At 57.4% G+C, this 25735-nt stretch carries 28 protein-coding genes and 1 tRNA gene; 15 read left to right on the forward strand and 14 right to left on the reverse strand.

All coding sequences use genetic code 11. The features are described from left to right. Positions 1 to 14: 14 nt before the first annotated feature. The 3 genes from QWY83_RS12665 to QWY83_RS12675 are packed head-to-tail and all read right to left on the reverse strand — an operon-like array spanning position 15 to position 3587. Positions 15 to 1178, reverse strand: a complete 1164-nt coding sequence (locus QWY83_RS12665) for a nucleotide sugar dehydrogenase (protein ID WP_249946981.1) — start codon at positions 1176 to 1178, stop codon at positions 15 to 17. Position 1179: 1 nt separating this feature from the next. Then, a complete protein-coding gene (locus tag QWY83_RS12670) occupies positions 1180 to 2196 on the reverse strand; it encodes a GDP-mannose 4,6-dehydratase (RefSeq protein ID WP_249946982.1) in 1017 nt (338 codons plus the stop codon). 2 nt (positions 2197 to 2198) lie between these two features. Further along, entirely contained in the window at positions 2199 to 3587 is a 1389-nt protein-coding gene (locus QWY83_RS12675) for a phosphomannomutase (protein ID WP_249946983.1), read from the reverse strand. A gap of 154 nt (positions 3588 to 3741) precedes the next feature. On the opposite strand from QWY83_RS12675, the gene QWY83_RS12680 reads away from it, so the two are divergent. Then, a complete protein-coding gene (locus tag QWY83_RS12680; RefSeq protein WP_067550880.1) occupies positions 3742 to 4083 on the forward strand; it encodes a cupin domain-containing protein in 342 nt (113 codons plus the stop codon). A gap of 12 nt (positions 4084 to 4095) precedes the next feature. Here the strand turns inward: QWY83_RS12680 and QWY83_RS12685 are convergent. After that, a tRNA-Ala gene (locus QWY83_RS12685) sits at positions 4096 to 4171 on the reverse strand. An 87-nt stretch (positions 4172 to 4258) separates the two neighbouring features. Further along, entirely contained in the window at positions 4259 to 4582 is a 324-nt protein-coding gene (locus QWY83_RS12690) for a TIGR02300 family protein (protein WP_067550694.1), read from the reverse strand. A 107-nt stretch (positions 4583 to 4689) separates the two neighbouring features. Here QWY83_RS12690 and QWY83_RS12695 point away from each other — a divergent pair, with 107 nt between their 5' ends. After that, positions 4690 to 5382 (forward strand): M48 family metallopeptidase, encoded by a 693-nt coding sequence (locus tag QWY83_RS12695; RefSeq protein ID WP_249946984.1) that lies wholly within the window; start codon positions 4690 to 4692, stop codon positions 5380 to 5382. Positions 5383 to 5413: 31 nt separating this feature from the next. After that, positions 5414 to 6064: a GntR family transcriptional regulator gene (locus QWY83_RS12700; RefSeq protein ID WP_105234297.1), complete on the forward strand. Its 651-nt coding sequence runs from the start codon at positions 5414 to 5416 to the stop codon at positions 6062 to 6064. Here the strand turns inward: QWY83_RS12700 and QWY83_RS12705 are convergent. From QWY83_RS12705 to mdh, 9 genes are all read right to left on the reverse strand, one after another. Continuing rightward, positions 6061 to 6942 (reverse strand): tellurite resistance TerB family protein, encoded by an 882-nt coding sequence (locus tag QWY83_RS12705; protein WP_249946985.1) that lies wholly within the window; start codon positions 6940 to 6942, stop codon positions 6061 to 6063. The genes QWY83_RS12700 and QWY83_RS12705 overlap by 4 nt on opposite strands. Before the next feature lie 126 nt (positions 6943 to 7068). Next, complete coding sequence (gene lpdA / locus QWY83_RS12710; protein WP_067550690.1) at positions 7069 to 8457, reverse strand: dihydrolipoyl dehydrogenase; 1389 nt, start codon at positions 8455 to 8457, stop codon at positions 7069 to 7071. Positions 8458 to 8498: 41 nt separating this feature from the next. Next, a complete protein-coding gene (locus tag QWY83_RS12715; protein WP_249946986.1) occupies positions 8499 to 8912 on the reverse strand; it encodes an MAPEG family protein in 414 nt (137 codons plus the stop codon). 102 nt (positions 8913 to 9014) lie between these two features. Beyond that, on the reverse strand, positions 9015 to 10205 hold the full coding sequence (gene odhB / locus QWY83_RS12720; protein WP_249946987.1) for a 2-oxoglutarate dehydrogenase complex dihydrolipoyllysine-residue succinyltransferase: 1191 nt from the start codon (positions 10203 to 10205) through the stop codon (positions 9015 to 9017). A 2-nt stretch (positions 10206 to 10207) separates the two neighbouring features. Next, a complete protein-coding gene (locus QWY83_RS12725) occupies positions 10208 to 13177 on the reverse strand; it encodes a 2-oxoglutarate dehydrogenase E1 component (RefSeq protein ID WP_105234301.1) in 2970 nt (989 codons plus the stop codon). A gap of 10 nt (positions 13178 to 13187) precedes the next feature. Then, positions 13188 to 13883, reverse strand: a complete 696-nt coding sequence (locus QWY83_RS12730; protein ID WP_249946988.1) for a hypothetical protein — start codon at positions 13881 to 13883, stop codon at positions 13188 to 13190. Between the two features lie 101 nt (positions 13884 to 13984). Further along, positions 13985 to 14869, reverse strand: coding sequence for a succinate--CoA ligase subunit alpha (gene sucD, locus QWY83_RS12735; protein ID WP_249946989.1), 885 nt, complete (start codon positions 14867 to 14869; stop codon positions 13985 to 13987). Between the two features lie 4 nt (positions 14870 to 14873). Beyond that, positions 14874 to 16070 carry an ADP-forming succinate--CoA ligase subunit beta gene (gene sucC / locus QWY83_RS12740; protein ID WP_067550685.1) on the reverse strand — a complete coding sequence of 399 codons (1197 nt, stop codon included), beginning with the start codon at positions 16068 to 16070 and terminating at the stop codon, positions 14874 to 14876. A gap of 242 nt (positions 16071 to 16312) precedes the next feature. Beyond that, positions 16313 to 17275, reverse strand: coding sequence for a malate dehydrogenase (gene mdh / locus QWY83_RS12745; protein ID WP_067550684.1), 963 nt, complete (start codon positions 17273 to 17275; stop codon positions 16313 to 16315). A 192-nt stretch (positions 17276 to 17467) separates the two neighbouring features. Here mdh and QWY83_RS12750 point away from each other — a divergent pair, with 192 nt between their 5' ends. The 12 genes from QWY83_RS12750 to QWY83_RS12805 all read left to right on the forward strand — a co-directional run bounded on the left by QWY83_RS12750 (position 17468) and on the right by QWY83_RS12805 (position 25662). After that, positions 17468 to 18214, forward strand: coding sequence for a sulfite exporter TauE/SafE family protein (locus tag QWY83_RS12750; RefSeq protein ID WP_249946990.1), 747 nt, complete (start codon positions 17468 to 17470; stop codon positions 18212 to 18214). Positions 18215 to 18314: 100 nt separating this feature from the next. Further along, complete coding sequence (locus QWY83_RS12755) at positions 18315 to 19163, forward strand: HpcH/HpaI aldolase/citrate lyase family protein (RefSeq protein ID WP_249946991.1); 849 nt, start codon at positions 18315 to 18317, stop codon at positions 19161 to 19163. A gap of 33 nt (positions 19164 to 19196) precedes the next feature. Next, positions 19197 to 19742 carry an NnrU family protein gene (locus tag QWY83_RS12760; protein ID WP_249946992.1) on the forward strand — a complete coding sequence of 182 codons (546 nt, stop codon included), beginning with the start codon at positions 19197 to 19199 and terminating at the stop codon, positions 19740 to 19742. Positions 19743 to 19785: 43 nt separating this feature from the next. After that, positions 19786 to 19989 carry a DUF1737 domain-containing protein gene (locus tag QWY83_RS12765; protein WP_249944565.1) on the forward strand — a complete coding sequence of 68 codons (204 nt, stop codon included), beginning with the start codon at positions 19786 to 19788 and terminating at the stop codon, positions 19987 to 19989. Then, entirely contained in the window at positions 19986 to 21014 is a 1029-nt protein-coding gene (locus QWY83_RS12770) for a MaoC family dehydratase (protein WP_249946993.1), read from the forward strand. The genes QWY83_RS12765 and QWY83_RS12770 overlap by 4 nt, the downstream gene beginning before the upstream one ends. A 246-nt stretch (positions 21015 to 21260) precedes the next feature. Continuing rightward, positions 21261 to 21653, forward strand: coding sequence for a succinate dehydrogenase, cytochrome b556 subunit (gene sdhC / locus QWY83_RS12775; RefSeq protein ID WP_105234308.1), 393 nt, complete (start codon positions 21261 to 21263; stop codon positions 21651 to 21653). A 10-nt stretch (positions 21654 to 21663) separates the two neighbouring features. Continuing rightward, positions 21664 to 22035 (forward strand): succinate dehydrogenase, hydrophobic membrane anchor protein, encoded by a 372-nt coding sequence (gene sdhD / locus QWY83_RS12780; RefSeq protein ID WP_067550677.1) that lies wholly within the window; start codon positions 21664 to 21666, stop codon positions 22033 to 22035. Positions 22036 to 22047: 12 nt separating this feature from the next. Then, the gene (gene sdhA, locus QWY83_RS12785) at positions 22048 to 23853 is read left to right on the forward strand and encodes a succinate dehydrogenase flavoprotein subunit (RefSeq protein ID WP_067550676.1); all 1806 of its coding nucleotides are present in this window, start codon (positions 22048 to 22050) and stop codon (positions 23851 to 23853) included. Further along, on the forward strand, positions 23853 to 24227 hold the full coding sequence (locus QWY83_RS12790) for a hypothetical protein (RefSeq protein WP_249946994.1): 375 nt from the start codon (positions 23853 to 23855) through the stop codon (positions 24225 to 24227). Before sdhA ends, QWY83_RS12790 begins: the two co-directional genes overlap by 1 nt. Next, complete coding sequence (locus QWY83_RS12795) at positions 24212 to 24490, forward strand: hypothetical protein (RefSeq protein WP_249946995.1); 279 nt, start codon at positions 24212 to 24214, stop codon at positions 24488 to 24490. The genes QWY83_RS12790 and QWY83_RS12795 overlap by 16 nt, the downstream gene beginning before the upstream one ends. Positions 24491 to 24507: 17 nt before the next feature. Then, entirely contained in the window at positions 24508 to 24858 is a 351-nt protein-coding gene (locus QWY83_RS12800; protein WP_105234311.1) for a hypothetical protein, read from the forward strand. Positions 24859 to 24882: 24 nt separating this feature from the next. Continuing rightward, entirely contained in the window at positions 24883 to 25662 is a 780-nt protein-coding gene (locus tag QWY83_RS12805) for a succinate dehydrogenase iron-sulfur subunit (protein ID WP_105234312.1), read from the forward strand. The last annotated feature ends 73 nt before the right edge of the window (positions 25663 to 25735 follow it).

A 25735-nucleotide genomic window follows, 5' to 3' on the forward strand; every position in this document is an offset into this window, starting at 1 on the left:
GGCGGGCGTTTCTCTTAGTCCTCGCCAAAGAGGTCGCGGGTAAAGACCTTATCCGCGACATCCCGAATATCGTCGGTCATGCGGTTGGCGATGATCACATCGCATTGGTCTTTGAAGGCGTTCAGGTCGTGGATAACCTCTGACCCAAAGAAATCAGGCGCGTCGAGGACGGGCTCGTAGACCACGACTTTGATCCCTTTGGCCTTCACCCGTTTCATGATGCCTTGCACCGACGACTGGCGGTAATTGTCCGAGCCCGCTTTCATGACGGGGCGATAGACGCCAACCTGTTTCGGCTTCATCTCAATGATACGGTCAGACAGGTAGTCTTTGCGCGTGCGGTTCGCGTCCACAATCGCAGCAATGAGGTTCTGCGGCACCTCAGAGTAGTTTGCGAGGAGCTGCTTGGTATCCTTGGGCAGACAGTAGCCGCCGTAGCCAAAGGACGGGTTGTTATAGTGGCTGCCGATGCGGGGATCGAGGCTTACGCCTTCGATAACCTGACGGCTGTCCATGCCGCGCGACAGGGCATAGCTGTCGAGTTCGTTAAAGAACGCGACGCGCATGGCGAGGTAGGTATTGGCAAAGAGTTTGATCGCTTCGGCCTCGGACGGGTCGGTGAAAAGAACCTCAACGTCTTTGGTGATTGCCCCTTCAAGCAGAACATCGGCAAAGCGGCGGGCGCGGTCCGAGCGTTCGCCAACGATGATCCGGCTGGGGTGCAGGTTGTCATAGAGGGCGCGGCCTTCGCGCAGGAATTCGGGCGAAAAGATCACTTGATCCGTGTTCAGTTCTTCGCGAACCCGTTCGACAAAGCCCACGGGGATCGTCGATTTAACGACAATCGTTGCCTTGGGGTTCTGTGCAATAACGGCACGGATGATATCCTCGACCGAGGAGGTGTCAAAGTAGTTATTTTGCGGATCATAGTTCGTGGGCGTCGCGACGATCACAAACTCTGCATCGCGGTAGGCATCGGTGCTGGTCGTCGCAGAGAGGCGCAGGTCGCCGCGCGACAGATACTCTTCCATCTCTTTGTCAACGATGGGGCATTTGCCACCGTTCACCATTTGCACGCGGTTTTCCGAAATATCGACTGCGGTCACCTCATTGTTCTGCGACAAAAGCACAGCGTTCGAGAGGCCCACATAGCCCAGTCCTGCAACGGCAATCTTCATCTTAGACCTCGTAGTAATCGCGATACCAATCGACAAAGGCTTGCACCCCGTCGCGGACATTCGTTTGTGGTTTGTAACCCGTCAGCGTCTGCAAAAGCGAGGCATCGGCCCACGTCGCGGGCACGTCGCCCGCCTGCATTGGCATCATGTTGCGGGTTGCGGTTTTGCCTGTCGCCTCTTCGATCGCGGCGATGAAATCGGTCAATTGCACACTGTCAGAGTTGCCAATGTTCACCACGCGCCACGGGGCCACAGGGGAAAGGCTGTCGCCCTCGGGCACCTTGTCCAGACGTTTGGGAACTGCGTCAATCAGTAGGCGGATGCCTTCGACGAGGTCGGTCACATAGGTGAAGTCGCGCTTCATATCGCCGTGGTTATAAACGTCGATCGGATCACCATTCAGAATCGCCTTTGTGAATTTGAACAGTGCCATATCGGGGCGTCCCCACGGGCCGTAGACGGTAAAGAAGCGGAACATCGTAACGGGCAGGTGGTAGAGGTGCGCATAGGAATGTGCCATCGCCTCTGTCGCCTTTTTCGTAGCGGCGTAGAAGGACATCTGATGGTCCGCTTTGACCGTTTCCTGATAAGGCATCACCGTGTTCGCACCATAGGCCGACGAGGTCGAGGCCAGCAGCATGTGTGCGGGTGGATAGGCGCGGGCGGCCTCTAGAATTTCAAAGGTGCCGACGATGTTGCTTTCCAGATAGGCACGCGGATTGTCGATCGAATACCGCACGCCTGCCTGTGCTGCGAGGTGGATGATGACGTCAGGGGTTTCCTCGGCAAAGAGGGACATCATCAGGCCCGGCGCTTCGATATTGTCGTTGATGACGCGGAAATTCGGGTTCTGTAGCAGGATCGACTGGCGGCGCTGTTTCAACGCGACATCGTAGTAGTCCGACAGGTTGTCGATGCCGACAACACGGAACCCATCGTCGAGCAGCTTTTGGCAAAGGTGAAACCCGATAAAGCCCGAAGAGCCCGTTACCAGTGCGGTTCGTTGTTGCGTCGTCATCCTTACAAAACCTCTGCGGCCACGCGGGCCATATATGTCTCAACCAGTTCGACCGCGTCTGCGGCGCTCTGGGATTGTGCGTAAACGCGGAATTCGGGGGCATTGCCCGATGGGCGAAGGTGCACGACCTGACCGTTGTCAAAGTTCACCCGCAGGCCGTCGGTTAGATCAACGCTGTTGATGCTGCCTGAGGGCGCGAAAAAGGTCGCGCGCACGGTTGCATCTTCGATCAGGGACGAGAGGAATACGGCCGCCTTATCGCGGTTGATCTCTTGCACGCGGTCGGCCGCGGTAAAGCATGGCGGAAGTTCGGCAACGCAGTCAGCCAAGGATTTGCCAGCCAAGTTGGCCGAGGCAAGCGGGGCGATAATCGGTAAAAGGCTATCGCGGGTCATAAGCGGGGGCAGCGGGCCTTTGAGGATCGCCTCGAACCCGATCAGGAACCCGCCGTTCGCCTCAAATCCGACCACATGATTGGCCGGGTTCTTTTGCGCCTCTTCCATTGCGGCGATCACATAGGGCGATCCGATACGGGTCAGGTGGACCGATCCAAACTCTGGCAGACGGCGCACCATGTCGTTCGATGACACGGGGGTGCAGATCGTATCCGCAGCAAGCATCAGCGCGGTCATCACGCCCAGCACATCGCCGACAATGACTTGACCGTTTGCATCCGTGACCATCGGGCGGTCTGCATCGCCATCTGTCGACACAATCGCATCGAGCCCATGTTCGCGGCAGAGCGTTTCGAGCATGGTACGCGTCTCGGGATCGACGGCTTCGGTATCGACGGGGATGAATACTTCGGACCGACCAAAGCGCACTACAGTCGCGCCCAAGGCAGTCAGCACATCCGCCATTATGTCACGCGCGACAGAGGAATGTTCATAGACGCCGATGGTCAGCCCAGCGAGGCTCTCAGCGCCAAAAGCGGTCACGTAGCGGGCGATATAGGGGGTAGTCGCGTCGATCTGGTCGAGCGCGCCATTGCCCGCTGCGGGAGCCTGTTTCGCGGCATAGGCTGCACTGATTGCGGCCTCGTCCTCTTTGCTTATCTCACCTGACGGGACGTAGAACTTTAGCCCGTTGCGATCGGCGGGGATGTGGCTGCCTGTTACCATCACGGCTGCCGCGCCTGCGGACATTGCGGCCAAGGCCAGTGCGGGGGTTGGTACTGCACCGCAATCCACCGCACGAATGCCGACGGCACGAGCGGCAGCGATCACTTGGCCCGCGATGTCAGGTGACGATGGTCGCAGGTCCCGACCAACAAAGAGCGCACCGCCATGAGGGCAGACCGACAAAAACGCCTGTACATAGGCTGTTACCAGCTCGGGGGTGAGTTCAGTGACAAGTCCACGCAAGCCACTGGTGCCAAAAGAGGGTGCCATCCGATAGTCCAAGATCAACGTTATAAAATATGGCGCGACCCTAGCGTTCAGGGACGATCATGCAACCTATAACGGCAAGCCACGGGCTTTGTTCAGAAAGATGTGGCAATCACGCATGGGTTCGGATTTGATCGCGGCAAAAGAGGGGACCCCCATGACGCTACTTCAATCCATCACCCAATCCGCCGCTGATCCTGTCGAGAGCCGCCCAGACCCGTCCAAGGTCATCGCAGGCGATCCAGTCTTTACCTCGTGGGACATCGAAGATCGCGACGGTATCTATGCGGGGATTTGGCAGGCGACACCGGGGGTTTGGAAGGTGTCTTATGACGAATGGGAATACTGCCGCATCCTTGCGGGACACTCGATCCTGCGCGGGGATGATGGATCAGAGAAAACCGTTAAAGCGGGCGATAGCTTTATCATCCGACCAGGGTTTTCAGGCACGTGGGAAGTCGTTGAAACAACGGTCAAAGACTACGTGATCAAGGTGTAAAGGGGGGGGATTTGGTGGAGCCTAGCGGGATCGAACCGCTGACCTCCTGCATGCCATGCAGGCGCTCTCCCAGCTGAGCTAAGGCCCCATCAATGTAGGCATTTCTGCCGTGCTGCGCTGATTATGCGCTGGCTCGGGCGGGTGCAAGTGCAAATTTCGCCCGAGCCGGAATTTTTTAGTCTTCGTCGTCGCCTGCAGCAACGTCGCCCAGATCGTCGAACGACACGGTATCGTCGTCGTCTTCGTCGAGCACATCATCGCCCAGATCTACGTCTTCGTCGTCATCATCGTCGAGGATCAGATCATCATCCGCGTCTTCGACCTTCATTTTCTTGGTCTGCGCGTCTTCTGCGTCCGCAATCATGGTGCGGGTTTTCGACGAGTCGATATTGACGACCTCGCCCGTGTAGGGGCTAACGATCGGGTTTTTGTTTAGGTCGTAAAAACGCTTGCCTGTGGTTGGGCAAATCCGTTTTGTTCCCCATTCTTCATTGGGCATGGCTATCCCTTCAATCTGTCACGCTCTTGCGGTGGAATGATGCCACCTGCCATAAGCCATCCATGGTGTCAAAGGCTTTGACACCGGTTTACATCAGGAACAGGCATATGAGCCGTATAACGCTTGCTGGCAACCCCCCGATTTCGGTGAATCTGCGCCGTTCTGCACGTGCGCGGCGAATTTCGCTGCGAATCTCGCGGTTGGATGGTCGCGTGACGCTGACAATGCCGACCCGCGTGGATGAACGCGAAGGAATCGCCTTTGTGCGTGAACGGGAGCTTTGGCTGCGGTCACATCTGGACAAGATGGGAGAAGAGCGCACCGTTGGGATCGACGGAACGGTTCTGTTTCGCGGGGATGAGGTGCCCGTTGTGGGCACCACCGGCAAACGGGTGCGGTTCACGGGCGAGGTGTTGGAGGTGCCCAACGATCCAGATCGGGCAGGGACGCGCGTTCTGGCCTTTTTGAAACATCAGGCCCGCGATGCCTTGGCCGAGGCGTCAGATCGCTATGCAGCCCGTCTGGGGCGCAGCTACGGGCGACTGAGCCTACGGGACACACGGTCGCGCTGGGGGTCGTGCACCTCTGCGGGTGATCTGATGTATAGCTGGCGGTTGATTATGGCCCCTCCAGAGGTGCTCGATTACGTAGCGGCGCATGAGGTCGCGCATTTGGTCGAAATGAACCATTCTCAATCGTTCTGGGATGTCGTGGCCGATATTTACCCCGACTATGAGGACCCCCGTCACTGGCTGAAAACCGAAGGGCAGGTTCTGCATCGGGTGCGGTTCAGCGATTGACGAGCGCAATTTTTGTGATCACAAACGACACATGATACCGTCTAGCCGCCCCACTGATCCCTCTGCCGCTGCCCATGAACGGGTGTATCGCACCTTGCGTATGCAGGTCATGCACGGAGAGATCATGCCGGGGGCTTCGTTGACCCTGCGCGGCATTGGCAAACAGTTCGACGTGTCCATGACCCCCGCCCGCGAGGCCGTCCGTCGGTTGGTCGCGGAAGGCGCGTTGTTCTTGTCCTCATCGGGGCGCGTATCAACGCCAGAACTGTCCAATGAACGGATCGAGGAATTGGCGGCCCTGCGTGCGATGCTTGAACCCGAACTGGCGAGTCGCGCTTTGCCACGTGCGCACTTTGCTCTGATCGAACGGCTTGAGACGATCAATCAGGCGGTCAGTCAGATGGTCGCGCGGCATGATGCGATTGGCTACATCCGCATGAACCTAGAGTTCCACCGCACGCTCTATCTACGGGCACAAGCACCTGCGATGTTGATGATGACGGAGACGGTATGGCTCCAGATGGGGCCAACGATGCGGGCGCTCTATGGGCGTCTAAACCGCAAAGAGCCGCCACCACATCACCGTCTGATCCTATCAGCGCTCAAGGCAGGCGACGAACCAGGGCTGCGGCTTGCCGTGCGGGCCGACGTGACCCAAGGTCTACGGCTCCTTAGGGGTTAGGCTGTCGCGGGCTGACCCGTACCTGCGTGCGCGATTTTCTGGATCAGATCACGCATCACCTGTGCTGAAACCTGCAAGAGGGTCGCGATGCGGGCGATGGCGTCATATTCGACCTGCTCGACCTTACCGTCTGCAAAGGCGATGCGCATTGCGGCCTCCATCACGATATGGCGGTCGTTTTCGCTTAGGTCCGCACCGATGGCCGAAACCGCGTCGCTGTCTTGGGCGGTGTAGTTGAGCATCTCGATGATCTGTTTCGGCGTATAAACGCAACCTGTGAGAGCGCTTAGCGTCTGGGAAATCTGTTTGATCTCGCGTTGGTCATAGTCACCATCGCAGGTCGCGACATAGCACATCGCGGCCAAGGCATGGACGGCGGTTTCGTCGTTATAGCGGGACTTACGCGACCCGCGTTTGCTGGTCATGACCTGCAAACCACCCCTGGAAGCGATGAGTTTCGTGAGCAAGCCAACGCCGATGATGAACGCGATCAGACCATAGAACCCATAGTTGCGCAGTTTGATATCAGCAGGGGTTTCAGGCACAAGCGGCACGTCGGCGGGGATCAGGCCAGCGGCCTTGCCCATGATCATTTGTTGGAGCGTGAGTTCGAAATAGCTATCGGCCTCGCAACGGTTTTCGGCGAGGACATAGCCCTGAACCTCAAAGGTCATTTGGGCCGACAAAAGAACGATGCCTTCACCAAGATAGCAAAGCGACATCGGATTGCCGTTGGGATCAACTTGATCGGTTTCGGCGACGAATTGCAGGCTCTCGCCAAAGCCTGTGTTCGGAATGGAATATCGTTTGGCCTCTGCCTGTGATGGCATAAGGGCTAGGGTCAATAGGACCGAAAACAGGGTTATCATTCCGCGCATATCGCAGGCTCCTCGTTACAACTTGAGGACATTTGTGCCTGTGAATTGGGGCGGAGTTTGGACGGGATCGGGGAATTTCAGGAGCGCAAATGAAAAGGGCGACCCGAGGGCCGCCCTTTGGAAGTCTTAGCTGTGGATCGGGCCGTCGCCGCAAGCCAGTGCCGCCTCGCGGACCGCCTCTGAGTAGGTCGGGTGCGCGTGGCAGGTGCGTGCCAGATCTTCGGCAGCTGCGCCGAATTCCATCGCAACGCAGATCTCGTGGATCAGGTCGCCTGCTGCTGGTCCAATGATGTGCGCACCGAGGATACGGTCAGTTGCCTTGTCCGCGAGGATTTTGACGAAACCGTCGCCCATAAAGACAGCCTTTGCGCGACCGTTGCCCATGAACGAGAACTTGCCGACCTTATATGCGCGACCTTCGGCTTTGAGCTGCTCTTCGGTTTTACCAACCGAAGCGACCTCGGGTGCGGTGTAGATCACGCCCGGGATCACGTCGTAGTTCACGTGACCGGCCTGACCTGCGATAACCTCGGCAACAGCCATGCCTTCGTCTTCGGCTTTGTGCGCCAGCATCGGGCCTTCGATTGCGTCGCCGATGGCGTAAACACCCGGGATGTTGGTCGCGTAGTGGCCATTGGTTGCGATCTGACCGCGCTGGGTCATCTCTACGCCCAGAGCGTCGAGGCCGAGGCCTGCGGTGTAGGGGCGGCGACCTGTGGCGACCAGAACGACTTCGGCGTCGATGCTGTGTTCGCTGTCGTCTTTACGCAGTTTGTAGGTGACGGTGTTCTTGCCTTTGCCTTTGGCAACACCCTGAACCGCAGCGCCCATGACAAAGTTGAGGCCTTGTTTCGCGAGCATCTTTTGGAAGGTCTTCTGAACGTCGCCGTCCATACCTGGGGTGATCACGTCGAGGAATTCCACGACCGTCACATCAGCGCCGAGGCGTTTGTAAACCGATCCGAGTTCGAGGCCGATGACGCCAGCGCCGATTACAACCATCGATTTTGGGATGGATTTCAGCGCCAATGCGCCGGTCGAGGTCACAACGGTTTCCTCGTCAACTTCGATACCCGGTAGGGCAGAAGGTTCGGAGCCTGTTGCGATGATGATGTTCTTCGCCTCATGAATATCGTCGCCGACTTTCACTTTGCCAGCTTCGGGGATAGAGGCCCAACCTTTGATCCAATCAACCTTGTTCTTTTTGAACAGGAACTCGATGCCTTTGGTGTTGCCGTCGATCACGCCTTGTTTGTAATCGAGCATCGCTGCCCAATCGACCTTGGGTTTCGCGACCTTGAGGCCCATTTTGCCAAAGTTCTCTTCGGCTTCGTGCAGCGAGTGCGACGCGTGCAGAAGGGCCTTGGACGGGATGCAGCCTACGTTCAAGCAGGTGCCGCCGAGGGTGTCACGACCTTCGACAACTGCGGTCTTCAGCCCCAGCTGGGCGCAACGGATTGCGCAGACATAGCCACCAGGGCCGGCGCCGATTACGATAACGTCATAGCTGGACATAGCAGTCTCCTGTTCAGTAGCCACAAGTGTGGCAAGCGTAGTCAAAAGAGAATGGCAGATGCAATCATTGCCATTGTTGCGAGAAATCCGACCATCCAAATCAGGCTACGCCAAGGGCGCCAGCCGAAATAGTAAGCCGGAACGTAGAGAACGCGGGCCGCGAGGTAGGTCCAAGCGCAGGCCGCGGAAAATCCGGTTGTTTTGTCCCCCAGCACGACCACAAGGACCGCGATGGTGAACATGATCAGCGCCTCGAAGTGGTTGTTCATGGCGCGGAAGAGGCGGCCCGTTTTGGTGCTGACCATCTCGACTAAGGGTTTGGTCAAACGGTCAGGGTCACGGGGGCTTGTTGTGACACCAGCGCCGAGTTCGAGGTTTGCACGGATCGACATCCAGCCAAACTGTAGGCCTTGCAGCAAAGCGGCATATGCGAGGGCTTCGAGTTCGGGGGTCATGAGTTCAATCGGTGCCTTTTGTTGAGAGGCCGGGGGGCTGTCTGCCCCCCGGACCCCCCGAGAGTTGTTAGTGCAAGGTGAAAGAGGCGGGGCCTCTTTGCCTTACAGGTCCATCAACAGACGGCGCGGATCTTCGAGGGCTTCCTTCACGCGAACGAGGAAGGTTACAGCGCCTTTGCCGTCAACGATGCGGTGATCGTAGGACAGAGCCAGATACATCATCGGGCGGATAACGACCTGACCGTTGATGGCCATCGGACGGTCCTGAATTTTGTGCATGCCGAGGATACCGGACTGCGGGGGGTTCAGGATGGGCGAGGACATCAGCGAGCCGTAGACGCCGCCGTTGGAGATGGTGAAGGTGCCGCCCTGCATTTCGGCCATGGACAGTTTGCCGTCACGTGCACGCGCGCCTTTGTCAGCGATCGCTTTTTCGATGTCAGCAAAGGACATCTGATCCGCGTCGTTGATAACCGGAACAACGAGGCCAGTCGGGGTGCCTGCAGCGATACCCATGTTTACGTAGTTTTTGTAAACGATGTCGGTGCCGTCGATTTCAGCGTTCACTTCCGGCACTTCTTTCAGAGCGTGCACGCAAGCTTTGGTGAAGAAGGACATGAAGCCGAGTTTGACTTTGTGCTTCTTCTCGAACTGGTCTTTGTACTGGTTCCGCAGAGCCATCACTTCGGTCATGTCCACCTCGTTGTAGGTGGTGAGCATGGCGGCGGTGTTTTGCGACTCTTTCAGGCGGCGCGCGATGGTCTGGCGCAGCTTGGTCATTTTTACGCGCTCTTCGCGAGCAGCGTTTGCTTCAGAGCGTGGAGCAGCAGGTGCGGCAGGAGCCGCTGCTTTAGGTGCGTTCAGAGCGTTCAGAACGTCCTCTTTCATCACGCGGCCGTCTTTGCCTGTGCCAGCAACAGAGCCAGCGGCCATGTTGTTTTCAGCCATCAGTTTCTTTGCAGACGGTGCGTCCTCAACATCTTTGCCAGCAGGTGCAGCAGCAGCGGCAGGAGCCGCAGCAGGAGCCGCCGCTTGCGGTGCAGGTGCAGCGCCTTCGCCTTCGTTGATGTGGGCGAGGAGGGCGTCAACGCCAACGGTGTCGCCTTCGTTTGCGACGATATCACCCATCACGCCAGCTGCCGGAGACGGCACTTCGACGGTGACCTTATCGGTTTCCAGCTCGCACAGCATTTCGTCAACGGCGACCGCATCACCCGGTTTTTTGAACCAAGTTGCGACGGTGGCTTCGGTGACGCTTTCGCCCAGAGTGGGCACGCGGACTTCGATGCTCATGGTTATTTTCCTTCGATGGTCAGCGCCTCGTTAACGAGGGCTTCTTGTTGGGCTTTGTGTTGGCTGGCGAGGCCCGTTGCGGGCGATGCCGATGGAGCGCGACCAGCGTAGACTGGACGCTTGTGTTTCGCTTTGATGCGGGTGAGGACCCATTCGATGTTGGGTTCAACAAAGGTCCATGCACCTTGGTTGCGCGGCTCTTCCTGACACCAAACCATTTCGGCGTCTTTAAAGCGCTCAAGCTCTTTCATCATCGACTGTGCTGGGAACGGGTAGAACTGTTCCAGACGCAGGATGTAGACATCGTCGATGCCGCGTGCGTCACGCTCTTCGAGGAGGTCGTAATAGACCTTGCCCGAACACATTACGACACGCTTGATCTTGTCGTCAGAGACGAGGTTCGCTGTCGAACGACCGGTTTTCTTTTCGGTGTCCGCATCGTCCCACAGAACGCGGTGGAACGACGAACCTTCGGCAAAGTCAGCCATATCCGAGACGCAGAGTTTGTGGCGCAGAAGCGATTTCGGCGTCATCAGAACCAGCGGCTTACGGAAGTTGCGGTGCAATTGGCGACGCAGGATGTGGAAGTAGTTCGCTGGGGTCGAGCAGTTTGCAACGATCCAGTTGTCACCACCACAGAGCTGCAAGAAGCGCTCGAGGCGTGCGGAAGAGTGTTCCGGACCTTGGCCTTCGAAGCCGTGCGGCAGGAGCATCACGAGACCCGACATCCGGAGCCACTTCGATTCACCCGAACAGATGAACTGGTCGAACATGATCTGCGCGCCGTTTGCGAAGTCGCCGAACTGGGCTTCCCACATGGTCAGAGCGTTCGGTTCAGCCAGCGAGTAGCCGTATTCGAAGCCCAGAACCGCGTATTCGGACAGCATGGAGTCGATCACTTCGTACTGAGCCTGACCCTCGCGGATGTGGTTCAGCGGGTAGTAACGATCTTCGGTCTGCTGGTCGATGAAGGCCGAGTGACGCTGCGAGAAGGTGCCGCGTGTTGCGTCCTGACCCGACAGACGAACGGGATAGCCTTCGAGCTGGAGCGAACCAAAGGCCAGCGCCTCTGCGGTTGCCCAGTCAAAGCCAGTGCCGCTGTCGAACATCGCCTTTTTCGCTTCGAGCTGGCGACCAACGGTTTTGTGTAGGTTGAAGCCCTCAGGAACGGTAGTCAGAGCCTTACCAACTTCTTTCAGGGTCGCTTCTTTCACCGCGGTTTTGCCACGCTGATATTTGCCCTGTTTCTGACGGTCCATATGCGACCAACGGCCATCGAGCCAGTCAGCCTTGTTCGGTTTGTATTCGCGGCCTGCTTCGAACTCTTCGTTCAGAAGGGCTTGGAACTGGGCCTTCATATCCTCGATCTCGCCTTCGGGGATCAGGCCGTCTTTGACCAGACGCTCTGTGTAAAGCTGGAGCGTGGTTTTGTGCTTTTTGATGCGGTTGTACATCGCCGGGTTGGTGAACATCGGCTCGTCGCCTTCGTTGTGACCAAAGCGGCGGTAGCAGAAGATGTCGATGACAACGTCTTTGTGGAACTTCTGACGGAATTCGGTCGCAACTTTCGCAGCGTGAACAACAGCCTCTGGGTCGTCACCGTTCACGTGGAAAATCGGAGCCTCAACCACCAGTGCGTTGTCGGTCGGATAGGGCGACGAACGCGAGAAGTGCGGCGCAGTGGTGAAACCGATCTGGTTGTTCACAACGATGTGGATGGTGCCGCCGGTGCGGTGACCGCGCAGACCCGACAGGGCGAAACATTCAGCCACGACGCCCTGACCTGCGAATGCAGCGTCACCGTGCAGAAGGATCGGCAGAACCGAGTGACGGGTCTGGTCGTTCATCTGGTCGGTTTTCGCGCGTGCCTTACCCAGAACAACGGGGTTAACCGCCTCAAGGTGGGACGGGTTCGCGGTCAGCGAGAGGTGCACTTCGTTGCCGTCGAACGAACGGTCGGACGATGCGCCGAGGTGGTATTTCACGTCGCCCGAGCCATCAACGTCTTCGGGTTTGAACGAACCACCTTGGAATTCGTTAAAGATCGCGCGGTAAGGTTTGGACATCACGTTTGCCAGAACCGACAGACGACCACGGTGTGGCATACCGATGACGATTTCCTTCACACCCAGCGCGCCCCCGCGCTTGATGATCTGTTCCATCGCTGGGATGAGGCTTTCGCCGCCGTCCAGACCAAAGCGTTTGGTGCCCATGTATTTTACATGGAGGAACTTCTCAAAGCCTTCGGCTTCGACCAGTTTGTTCAGGATCGCCTTACGGCCATTCTGGGTAAAGGTGATCTCTTTGCCGAAACCTTCGATCCGCTCTTTCAGCCAGCCCGCCTGTTCGGGATCGGAGATGTGCATGTATTGCAGGGCAAAGGTGCCGCAATAGGTGCGGCGCACGATTGCCATGATTTCGTTCATGGTCGCAACTTCGAGACCCAGAACGTTGTCGATAAAGATCGGACGATCCATGTCCGCAGGCGTGAAGCCGTAGGATTTCGGATCAAGTTCCGGATGCGGAACGGTGTCGCGCATGCCCAGCGGATCGAGGTCAGCGATCAAGTGGCCACGGATACGATAGGCGCGGATGATCATCAGCGCACGGATCGAGTCCAGAACCGCGAGGCGAACTTGATCTTCGGTGATCGACGCGCCTTTTTCGGCGGCTTTCGCTTTGATCTTGTCCCCAGCCGCTTTGGCGTCTGCAGGCCACTGGCCATCCAGCGCAGCGGTCAGGTCGTCGTTCGGAACCGGCGGCCAGTCATGGCGGGTCCACGATGCACCAGCGGCTTCGGCTTTTGCCTCAGACGGAGTGTCGCCAAGCGATGCGAAGAAATCGCGCCAGCTTTCGTCGACTGCATTTGGGTTGTCAGCATAACGAGCGTAGAGCTGCTCAATATACTCCGCATTGTGGCCTTGCAGGAAGGAAGATGCGTGGAACACGTCGTTCGGGGATTGATCGTTCATAGTTTGAACCTCAGTTCGAGGGGGCGGGAATGGTCAGGCGCGTCAACACAGCGTTCGACGCGGCAAGGGGCGGGACTGGCTCTGTTTCGGGAACCAGTTGAATGACGTAGATAGCGGCTTCGGAGCCGTCCGCTTGAAGGCCCGAAAGGGTCATCATGCGGTAGCCATCGGTTACGGTGACTTCGTGATCGTCGTCTTGATCGGCACCGTCAAAGAAGTTGTCGGTCAGGCGACTGTCAGGGAGTGCGATCGCGCACTCGACCATCAGATCGCCATTGTCGGCACGGTAACCAGCCAGCAAAAGCGTAGCGCCTTCTTGTTCGAGGATCGCACGGCCTTCGGTCAGGGTGTTCGCATCGGGCAGGGCGGTGGACGCACGATAGGCCATGATCCCAGCCCAATCCGACGGCTGTTCGGGCACGTTGATCGGCAAGAACGCATCAGTCAGGCGAGCAATCGCCCCAACGCGGTCAGCCACATCAATCCAACCCTCAGAGGCGAGGCCATCGACGTAGGACACCTTACCATCACGCGTTTCGTAGCACGTGTCGAACGGAGGAGAGAGGCGATCGGGATCGTTCGACGCGCCATAGGCAAAGGCGCTGACGAGGATCAGACCAAGCGCGGCAATCAGCATCACAAACACACGAGGTGCGAGCGTTTCGCGCGAGGTCGAAAAATCGAAAATGGGGCGAAGGCGGCACATATCAGCAGCCTCCGCCAATAGCTTTGCCCGAAAATGCGCGACGAGCGGCCAGCACGAGGCTGACCGCTGCGTTTTGCATATGACGAGCACGCGGGCGCATCTTAGCCCTTGATCGCTTTCAGCACAGCTTCACCGAGCGTTGCAGGGCTGTCTGCAACGATGATGCCTGCCGACTTCATAGCTTCGATCTTGGATTCTGCGTCACCTTTGCCGCCAGCGACGATTGCGCCAGCGTGACCCATGCGACGGCCCGGAGGGGCTGTGCGGCCAGCGATGAAGCCAGCGGTCGGTTTCCAACGGCCTTTTTTGCGCTGCTCAGCGAGGAATTCAGCTGCTTCCTCTTCTGCAGAACCACCGATTTCACCGATCATGATGATCGACTGGGTTTCCGGATCGTCGAGGAACATGTCCAGCACGTCAATGTGCTCTGTGCCTTTGATCGGGTCGCCGCCGATACCAACAGCGGTCGACTGGCCGAGGCCGATGTCCGCAGTCTGTTTCACAGCTTCGTAGGTCAGGGTGCCCGAACGGGACACAACGCCAACCGAACCACGCTTGTGGATGTGACCCGGCATAATGCCGATCTTGCATGCGTCAGGGGTGATGATACCTGGGCAGTTCGGGCCGATCAGGCGCGACTTGGAGTCGATCAGCGCGCGTTTTACCTTCATCATGTCGAGCACCGGAATGCCCTCGGTGATGCAGACGATCAGTTCCATTTCAGCGTCGATCGCTTCGAGGATCGAGTCTGCTGCGAACGGTGGCGGAACGTAGATTACGGTCGCGTTTGCTTCGGTTTTTGCTTTCGCCTCGTGAACCGAGTCAAAAACTGGCAGGCCGAGGTGCTCTTGACCGCCTTTACCGGGGGTCACACCACCAACCATTTTGGTGCCGTATGCGATTGCCTGTTCCGAGTGGAACGTGCCCTGCGAGCCGGTGAAGCCCTGGCAGATCACTTTGGTATTTTCGTTTACAAGGATTGCCATTGTTTTAGCCTTTCACCGCTTTCACGATTTTCTCTGCGCCGTCAGACAGGTTGTCAGCAGCGATAACGTCGAGGCCAGAGTTGTTGATGATCTCTTTGCCTTTTTCGACGTTGGTGCCTTCGAGACGAACAACCAGCGGAACCTTCAGGCCAACTTCTTTAACAGCAGCGATAACGCCCTCTGCGATCACGTCGCAGCGCATGATGCCGCCGAAGATGTTGACGAGGATGCCTTTGACGTTCGGGTCAGAGGTGATGATTTTGAACGCTTCGGTCACTTTCTCTTTGGTCGCGCCGCCACCTACGTCGAGGAAGTTAGCTGGCTCTGCGCCGTAGAGTTTGATGATGTCCATGGTCGCCATAGCGAGACCAGCACCGTTCACCATGCAGCCGATTTCACCGTCGAGAGCGATGTAGTTCAGGTCGAATTTCGACGCTTCCAGCTCTTTCGGGTCTTCTTCGGTGGTGTCGCGCAGTTCTGCGATGTCAGGCTGGCGGTAGATCGCGTTGCCGTCGAAGCCAACTTTGGCGTCCAGCAGTTTCAGGCTGCCCGAACCTTCGAGAACGATGAGCGGGTTGATTTCCAGCATCTCCATGTCTTTCTCGATGAAAGCTTTGTAGAGGATGCCCATCAGCTTAACGCATTCTTTGACCTGAGTGCCCGAGAGGCCCAGAGCGAAAGCGATGCGACGGCCGTGGTAAGGCTGGTAGCCAGTTGCCGGATCAACAGAGAACGAGAGGATCTTCTCAGGGGTCGACGCTGCAACCTCTTCGATGTCCATGCCGCCTTCGGTCGAGCAAACGAACGAAACGCGCGAGGTCTGACGGTCAATCAGCAGTGCGAGGTACAGTTCGCGCTCAATGTCGGAACCGTCTTCGATGTAGATGCGGTTCACCTGTTTGCCAGCCGGACCGGTCTGGTGGGTGACGAGGGTCTTGCCCAGCATCTGTTTTGCCATTTCGGCAGCTTCTTCGACGGAGAAAGCGAGGCGAACGCCACCCTTTTCACCGGCTTCAGGCTCTACGAATTTGCCTTTGCCGCGGCCACCTGCGTGGATTTGCGACTTAACAACCCAGAGCGGGCCGTCGAGTTCGCCAGCTGCAGTTTTCGCATCTTCTGCTTTCAGAACGGGGCGACCGTCGGAGACGGGAGCGCCGTAGCTGCGCAGAAGCGCCTTGGCTTGGTATTCATGAATGTTCATCGAGTGTCCCTCGCTGTGCTTCGGTTTGTACCGTCTAAGCACATGATTACGGTGCAAAGAACGTTTATTTTTAGTGTGAGCGGTAAAATCCGACATTTGTGATCACAGGTTTTAAGGGTGTGATCACAAATGTTGCGTTGCGGCATTCGCCATGCATGTTAAGGCGGATTCGACTGTGAAGAGTCGCAAATAGAAAAAGGGCGGCCCGAAGACCGCCCTGTGCAATTCAGATGTCGTGTCGATTAGGACAGCGACGGGTCGATTGCTTTACATGCTTCGATCAGACCTTTGACCGCATCAACCGACTTGTCGAACATCTCTTGCTCTTCTTTGTTGAGCTTGATGTCGATGACGCGTTCGATGCCGTTGCCGCCGATTACGGTCGGAACGCCAACGTACATACCTTTAACGCCGATTTCGCCGTCACAGTATGCTGCGCAAGGCAGAACGCGCTTCTGGTCTTTGAGGTAAGCTTCAGCCATTTCGATAGCCGAAGTTGCCGGTGCGTAGAATGCGGAGCCAGTTTTCAGCAGGCCAACGATCTCTGCGCCGCCGTCACGGGTGCGCTGAACGATTGCGTCCAGTTTGTCCTGAGTGGTCCAGCCCATCTCTACCAGATCCGGGAGCGGGATACCGCCAACGGTCGAGTAACGAACCGAAGGAACCATGGTGTCGCCGTGGCCGCCGAGAACGAATGCAGTAACGTCTTTCATGGAGACGTTGAATTCGGTCGCGAGGAAGTGGCTGAAACGAGCCGAGTCAAGAACGCCAGCCATGCCGACGACTTTCTTGGTGGGCAGGCCCGAGAACTGCTGCAGAGCCCAAACCATCGCGTCGAGCGGGTTGGTGATGCAGATTACAAATGCGTCCGGTGCGTGGGCTTTGATGCCTTCGCCAACCGATTTCATAACTTTGAGGTTGATGCCCAGCAGGTCGTCACGGGACATGCCCGGTTTGCGGGGAACACCAGCAGTTACGATAACAACGTCTGCGCCAGCGATGTCAGCGTAGTCGTTCGAGCCTTTGAAAGAGCCGTCAAAGCCTTCCGACGGGCCGGATTCAGCGATGTCGAGGGCTTTGCCCTGCGGGGTGCCTTCTGCGATGTCGAAGAGAACAACATCACCGAGTTCCTTGATCGCTGCGAGGTGGGCGAGGGTGCCACCGATCTGGCCAGCGCCGATAAGGGCAATCTTGGGTCGAGCCATTTTTCCGTCCTTGATAGGGGTTGTGGTCGGCGCAAGGGGTAGTCTTTTGGAACGCCGCAATCAAGAGTGCTGCGATGCGGCAAAGGGTTTCGCCTGTTGTTAAAAGGATGTTTGCGCTAAAAATCGGCACACAATGGTATGCCGTGTCCGATTTTCGAAGGGAATCACACGGGTGATTCTAGGGAAAACAGCATGGATGGGACTCTTTTTTGGGTTTTGGCGACTCTTTCGGCGATTTCCGTCGGGATGAGTAAGGGCGGTTTGCCTGTCGTCAGCAACCTCGCCGTTCCGCTGCTTGCCCTCGTTATCGATCCCGTGGTTGCGGCTGGTCTCTTGCTGCCCGTCTATATTGTCTCGGATGTGGTTGGTGTCTGGACCTATCGGCATGAATTTAACAAACGGGTCATCGTGATCATCTGTGCTGGGGCCACTGTTGGGGTCGCGATTGGTGGTTTGACGGCCAGCATCACGCCCAAAGGGTGGGTGACGATCCTCGTGGGTTTGATCGGCTTAGTTTTCGCCCTCAACCTTATTTGGCGCCGTAATCGCGAGGTTCCGGCAAAGGCACCCCATACGCCATCGGGCCTATTTTGGGGCGTCCTGACGGGCTTTACCAGCTTTGTGAGCCACGCAGGTGGGCCGCCCTATCAGGTTTGGGTTCTGCCGCAGAAACTGTCGAAGCTCGCCTTTGCAGGCACGTCGACCATCGCCTTTGCCTACATCAATTGGATTAAGATGATCCCCTACGTGATGCTCGGGCAGGTGAACTTTAGCAGCCTAAAAATTGCGGCGTACCTCATGGTGCCTGCTGCGATCTCTGTTCTGATTGGTGCGCGTTTGGTGCGGATCCTCCCCGATGCGGCGTTTTTCAAAATCGTAACGGGCGCGCTTTTGCTGATTTCGGTAAAGCTGCTGTGGGACGGGTTCGGGCAGATTTAACCGTCTCATCCCAAAGTATCGCTGCGATGCGGCAAAAAGCCTGTTGAATGAATCGAATGAATGAGGTCATCTTTGCGCAACTTTATTGCGAGGAAGAATCATGACCGACCGTCCGTTCCGTTCAGCTCTTTATATCCCTGGCTCGAAAGAGCGTGCTTTGGAAAAGGCGCGGGGGCTTCCTGTCGACGCAATCCTCTTTGACCTTGAGGACGCTGTTGCGCCTGATGAAAAGGTAAATGCACGCCACACTTTGAAAGAGGCGCTTTATCAGGGCGGCTACGGCAACAAATATCGTGTCGTGCGGATTAACGGTCTGGATACCGAATGGGGCAAAGACGACGCTGCTGAAACGCTCGAGATGGAGTGTGATGCGGTTCTGCTGCCCAAGGTGAATTCGACCGCCGATGTTGACGCGCTGGCCGCGATCATCGGGGATAAGAAAATCTGGGCAATGATGGAAACCCCGCTGGGCATCATCAACGCGGCCTCTATCGCAGCACACCCGTCGATCGAAGGGTTCGTGCTAGGGACCAATGACCTCGCCAAAGACCTTAACACCCGCAAAGCTGAACGTCGTGAACCGCTGCTTTATGCGCTGCAAGCTGCGCTATTGGCGGCGAAGGCCTATGGCGTGATCACCATTGATGGCGTCTACAACGCGTTCAAAGATGACGAAGGCCTAAAGGTCGAGTGCGAACAGGGCCGTGACATGGGCTATGACGGCAAATCGCTCATCCACCCTGCACAGGTCGAAATCACCAATGCTGCCTTTGCCCCGACCGAAGCCGAGATTGAACTGGCTCAGCGTCAGATCGCGGCCTTTGAAGAAGCTGAGGCGCAGGGGCTTGGTGTTGCGGTTGTTGATGGCAAGATCGTTGAAAACCTGCATATTGTGACGGCGCGGGCAACTCTTGCCAAAGCTGCGGCAATCGCCGCGTTGGATAGTTAATTCGGGCGGAGCGTTCCGCCCAAAGGGGGCGGAATGATTCTACTGATATTGGGCGTATTGCTATGGAGCGGCGCACATCTCTTCAAACGACTGGCACCCGAACAGCGGGCGGCTATGGGCGACAAGGGGCGCGGTCCGATCGCGATCCTGCTCTTTGTGTCGGTCGGTTTGATGATCGTTGGCTATCGGATGTGGTGGGCCGATCTGGCCTACGCGCCACCCGCGTGGGGCAAACATGCAAACAACACGCTGATGCTGGTGTCGATGTATCTCTTTGCGGCATCGGGCATGAAAACTGCCATCGCGCGCAAGATGCGTCACCCGATGCTGATCGGCGTGATTTTGTGGTCGGTCGCGCACCTTCTCGCCAATGGCGACTGGGCCTCGGTCGTTCTGTTTGGCGGCATGTTGATCTGGGCGGTGGTGTCCATCGTGCTGATCAACGCACAGAACCCCGTTTGGGAAAAACCCGCTCCTGCGCCCAAGGGCAAAGAGATCGGCGCAGCGTTCGGGTCACTCTTGGTCTACGGCGTGATCGCCTATATCCATATCCTGCTGGGCTATATGCCCTTCGGTTAACGCCGCTTCCTATCGGGTCGCGGCCAGCACAGGACGCGACCCAATGATTGCCTATCGTTTTCTCTCCGAGGATGACACCTCGGCTTTCTGCCACAAGGTGACCGAAGCCCTCTCCAAGGGTTGGAGCCTGCATGGCGATCCCACGTATTCCTTTGATGCGGCCCGCGGCGTGATGCGCTGTGGTCAAGCCGTCGTGAAAGACGTGGACGCCGACTATTCCCCAGACATGAAGTTAGGACAGCTATGACCAAAACCAATTCAGGCCGCTTCTTCGAAGACTACAAAGTCGGCGATGTGATCCGTCATGCGGTGCCTCGCACCGTGGCCGAAGGCGAACGCGCACTCTATCACGCGCTCTATCCTGCACGTCACGCGCTGTATTCGTCGGACGCTTTTGCTGCGGATTGCGGTCTGGATGGGTCGCCCTTGGATGATCTGATCGCGTTCCATGTGGTGTTCGGCAAAACCGTGCCTGACGTGTCGCTGAACGCGGTTGCGAACCTTGGTTATGCCGAAGGACGCTGGCTGGTTCCTGTCTATCCGGGCGATACGCTGCGCTCTGAATCCCAAGTGATCGGGGTTAAGGAAAATTCTAACGGGAAAACGGGCGTCGTCTATGTGCGCACGCGCGGGTTCAACCAAAACGACGAGGTTGTGCTGGAGTATGTTCGCTGGGTCATGGTCCGCAAAGGCAACCTCGATGCGCCAGCGCCCGAAGCTGTTCTACCCGACCTGAAAAAGGTTCTGTCGGTTGAGGATCTGGTCGTTCCCGAAGGTCTGACCTTTGACGACTATGACTTTGGCCTCGCTGGTGAAGCACACCGTTGGGGTGATTATGAGATCGGCGAAGTGATCGACCACGTTGATGGTGTGACCATCGAAGAAGCCGAGCACATGATAGCAACGCGTCTGTGGCAGAACACGGCCAAGGTCCACTTTGACCTGACCTTCCGCCCCGAAGGTCGCCTGATCTACGGCGGCCACGTGATTTCGATGGCGCGGGCCTTGTCGTTCAATGGTCTGGCGAACGCGCAGATGATCGTTGGTCTGAACGGTGGCGCTCACGCGAACCCGTGTTTCGCGGGGACAACGGTTAAGGCGTGGTCCGAAGTTCTGGATAAGACAGAGACCGATGTGCCGGGCGTTGGTGCTATTCGCTTGCGGTTGGTTGCGACCAGCGACGGGTCGGTGGGTCAGTTGAAGGGGGAGGATGGTAAATATCTTCCAGGTGTGCTCCTTGACCTCGACTATTGGGCGCTGATGCCGATCTAAAACGCAAAACAGGGGCGTGACGCGAGTCGCGCCTTTGTTTCTTTATAGTTTCTGTCGGGAATTAGTTTTGTGATCACAGGTTAAAATTACGTGATCACAAACCGTTCTGTTAACGCTAAAACAGACATTTTTTGGGGTATCACCCTGATTGGATAGCGTGACAGAGCGGGAATTATACGTCAGAACAGACAGCGATGGCCCGTGTGCGCCTGCGTGCATGGCTGCCCAAATCCAAAGGGGACCCACATGGCTGAAAAATCCAAGGGCGTTGAACGTCCGCTTTCGCCTTTCATGATCGGCCCGTACTACCGGCCACAGTTGACTTCGATGACGTCGATCCTGACGCGCATCACCGGTAACGCACTGATCGTTTCGACGCTTCTGGTCGTTTGGTGGCTGTTCGCCGCTGCGACGTCGGAAAGCTACTTTAACTTTGCAAACGCTATCCTGACCTCGTTCGTGGGTGACGTTGTGATGACCCTCTCGGCGCTGGGCATCTGGTACCACTTCCTCGCTGGTCTGCGTCACCTCTATTTTGATGCGGGTCACGGGATGGACATCCCGACCGCTGAAAAGTTGGGCTGGGCCTGCATCATCGGGTCAGTCGTTCTGACCATCCTGACCATCGTGATCGTGTAAGGAGAACGGGATGCGTTATCTCACCGACCGTAAACGTGCCGTTGGCAAAGGCGCTTCGGGCACTGGCACCGAGCATCACCGCTACATGCAAGTGAGCGCTGTTGGCCTCGCGCTGATCGTGCCGACCTTCCTCTATATTTTTGGCCATGCGCTGGGCAGCGACTATGCGACTGTTCAAGCAACCTTTGCTCGTCCGATCCCTGCGATCCTAACGGGCCTCGTTCTGGTTTTCGGCCTGAAACACTTTAACGCTGGTTTCCAGATGATGATCGAAGACTACGCCCGCGGCACCGCTCGCAAGGCGTCAGTTATTTTCATGACCGCCTTCACTTATGCTCTGATGGCAACGGGCCTGTTCGCGCTCGCGAAGCTGGCTCTGTAAGGAATACGACCGATGGCATCATACGAATACGAAGTTCACGAATACGACGTGGTAGTTGTCGGCGCTGGCGGCGCTGGCCTCCGCGCGACCCTCGGCATGGCCGAACAAGGTCTGCGCACTGCGTGTATCTCTAAAGTTTTCCCGACCCGTTCGCACACTGTTGCGGCGCAGGGCGGTATCGCGGCATCGCTGGGCAACATGGGTCCGGACAGCTGGCAGTGGCACATGTTTGACACTGTTAAGGGCTCTGATTGGCTCGGTGATACCGATGCGATGGAATACCTCGCACGCGAAGCCCCCAAAGCGGTTTACGAGCTGGAGCACTACGGCGTTCCGTTCTCGCGCACCGAAGAAGGCAAAATCTACCAGCGTCCGTTCGGTGGCCACACCACTGAATTCGGTGACGGCCCACCCGTTCAGCGCACCTGTGCTGCGGCTGACCGCACCGGTCACGCGATCCTGCACACGCTCTACGGCCAATCGCTGAAGAACAACGCAGAGTTCTACATCGAATACTTTGCGATCGACCTCATCATGTCCGAAGACGGTCAGTGCACTGGCGTTGTGTGCTGGAAGCTCGACGACGGCACGTTCCACGTCTTCAATGCAAAGATGGTCGTTCTGGCGACGGGTGGCTATGGCCGCGCATACTTCTCGGCGACCTCGGCGCACACCTGTACGGGTGACGGCGGCGGCATGGTGGCTCGCGCTGGTTTGGCTCTGCAGGATATGGAATTCGTTCAGTTCCACCCGACAGGTATCTACGGCTCTGGCTGTCTGATCACCGAAGGTGCACGTGGCGAAGGCGGTTACCTGACCAACTCCGAAGGCGAGCGTTTCATGGAGCGTTATGCGCCCCAGTACAAAGACCTCGCACCGCGTGACTACGTATCCCGTTCCATGACCATGGAAATCCGCGAAGGCCGTGGCGTAGGTAAAGATGGCGATCACATCCACCTGCACCTCAATCACCTTCCTGCGGCGGCTCTGGCAGAACGTCTGCCGGGTATCTCCGAGTCCGCGAAAATCTTTGCTGGTGTTGACGTGACCAAAGAGCCGATCCCGGTTCTGCCGACAGTTCACTACAACATGGGCGGTATTCCGACCAACTATTGGGGCGAAGTGCTGAACCCGACCGCGAAAGACCCGAACGCTGTTGTTCCGGGCCTGATGGCTGTTGGTGAAGCTGGCTGTGCTTCGGTTCACGGTGCAAACCGTCTGGGGTCGAACTCTCTGATCGACCTCGTTGTGTTTGGCCGTGCGGCTGCGATCCGCGCTGGTAAGGTTGTGAACCCAGACAGCGCGAACCCGACCCTGAACCAAGCGTCCATCGACAAAGCGTTCGATCGTTTCGACGGTCTGCGTCACGCGAAGGGCAATATGGCAACTGCGGAACTGCGTCTCGAGATGCAGAAAACCATGCAGTCGGATGCAGCTGTGTTCCGTACCGCTGAAACCATGAAAGAAGGCGTCGAGAAGATGACCGCCATCGCTGCGAAAATGGATGACCTATCGGTCACCGACCGCAGCTTGGTCTGGAACTCTGACCTGATGGAAACGCTCGAGCTGGCGAACCTTATGCCGAACGCTCTGGCAACCATCCATGGCGCTGAGGCACGTAAGGAATCCCGCGGTGCGCACGCACACGAGGACTTCCCGACCCGTGACGACGAAAACTGGCGTGTGCACACCATTTCCCGCGTTGATGGGAACAAGGTGGACCTGACATATCGTCCGGTTGTCGTCGATCCGCTCACCACTGAAGCGGAAGGCGGTATCAGCCTCAAGAAGATCGCGCCGAAAGCACGGACGTTCTAATGCGGTTCGCGTTTGTTGCATTGGCTGTTGTCGCAGGCCCGTTGCTCGCTGGTTGTGGCGAGCAGGTCCTGTCGATGACGCCAGCGACCTCGGTCGCGGAATGCCAAGCGCAATACGACGCGGCCTTGAACCGTCCGAACTATTCGTCGTCTGGCGCTGGTGCCCTGTTTGGCCGTTCGGTTTCGCGGGGTATCCTCGAGGGCGCGTTTAACCAATGTGTTGCGCGTGTTGGCGGGACCGTCTCGGCTACACCCGAAGCGGTCTGGATCGTCGATGCGCCGCAAACGTCGACTGTGCCTGTCGCGTCGTCCACCACCTGTTTGCCAGGTGGGGCGGCCTTGCAAGGGGGGGTAGGATATTGCGTGCTGCGTTGATCCTCGGCCTTCTGGCCTTGTCTGCCTGTGGTCCGATGTCGCCCGAAAAGGCGGCGGAAAGATGCGAAGAGCGGGCGCGTATGGCGCAAGGTCCTACCGGACATCTGACGCTTGGCGTAAACTCGTCCACAGGGGGCTATGTTGGTGGGTCAATCGGGGTTTCGTCCGATTACCTACGCGGTGCCGATCCGATGTTGGTCTACGAACGTTGTGTCGTTGACCTCACTGGACAGGACCCAATCCGACAGCCGGACCTGCGTTAATGAAAAGGATGACAGGCATGAAACGGATTATCGCATTAGGGACCATCGTTGCCGCTCTGGCAGGATGCACCACTGACAACATGGCAGAGATGACGGCAGAGGCAAAAACTGACGCCGCTCGCGCTGTTGTGGTTCCCATTGTGATGAACACCGAACTGCCCGGAGGTCACACGATCCCCGAATCCATCGCCACGGCTATGACCACCTGCATCATCGAGAACTCGACCGATGTAGAACTGACGGCTCTTGCCGCAGCGGCCGTAACCGGACCTACCGCAGACACCAATTACATGGTGTCCAATATTCTCAGCCGTTCCTCCACGACCGCCTGTGCGTCTCGCGCACTAACGGGCGGCGCGGGGGCATGACCTTAATCGCAGGAGCCTAAACCCATGGTTCAACTTACGCTTCCCAAGAACAGCCGCCTCACCGTCGGCAAAACCTGGCCCAAGCCCGAAGGTGCAACGAACCTCCGGTCGTTCCAGATTTACCGCTGGAACCCTGACGACGGGAAAAACCCGCGCATTGATACCTATTTCGTCGATATGGACGATTGTGGTCCGATGGTTCTGGACGGCCTGATCTACATTAAGAACAAGATCGACCCGACCCTGACGTTCCGCCGTTCGTGCCGTGAAGGTATCTGTGGCTCTTGCGCGATGAACATCGACGGGATCAACACGCTGGCCTGTATCTACGGTCTGGATGAGATCAAGGGCGACGTTAAGATCAACCCGCTGCCGCACATGCCAGTGGTCAAGGACCTTATTCCTGACCTCACCCACTTCTACGCACAGCACGCGTCGATCATGCCGTGGCTGGAAACCAAAACCAACCGTCCGGCAAAAGAATGGCGCCAGTCGATCGAAGATCGCAAGAAACTCGACGGTCTGTATGAGTGCGTTATGTGCGCGTCCTGCTCGACCTCCTGCCCGAGCTACTGGTGGAACTCAGACAAATACCTCGGACCTGCTGCGCTGCTCCACGCATATCGCTGGATCATCGACAGCCGTGATGAGGCAACCGGCGAGCGTCTGGACGAGTTGGAAGATCCGTTCAAACTCTACCGCTGCCACACCATCATGAACTGCGCAAAAACCTGTCCGAAGGGTCTTAACCCTGCGAAGGCAATTGCGAGCATCAAGAAGATGTTGGTCGATCGCCAAGGCTAATTGCCAGTGATTGCACGCTAAAGGTGAGGGCCCTGCCATGTGCAGGGCCTTTTACGTTTCTGCCATGCAGCGT

Origin of the sequence: Marivivens donghaensis (assembly GCF_030410045.1) — a bacterium.
Taxonomy (GTDB): domain Bacteria; phylum Pseudomonadota; class Alphaproteobacteria; order Rhodobacterales; family Rhodobacteraceae; genus Marivivens; species Marivivens donghaensis.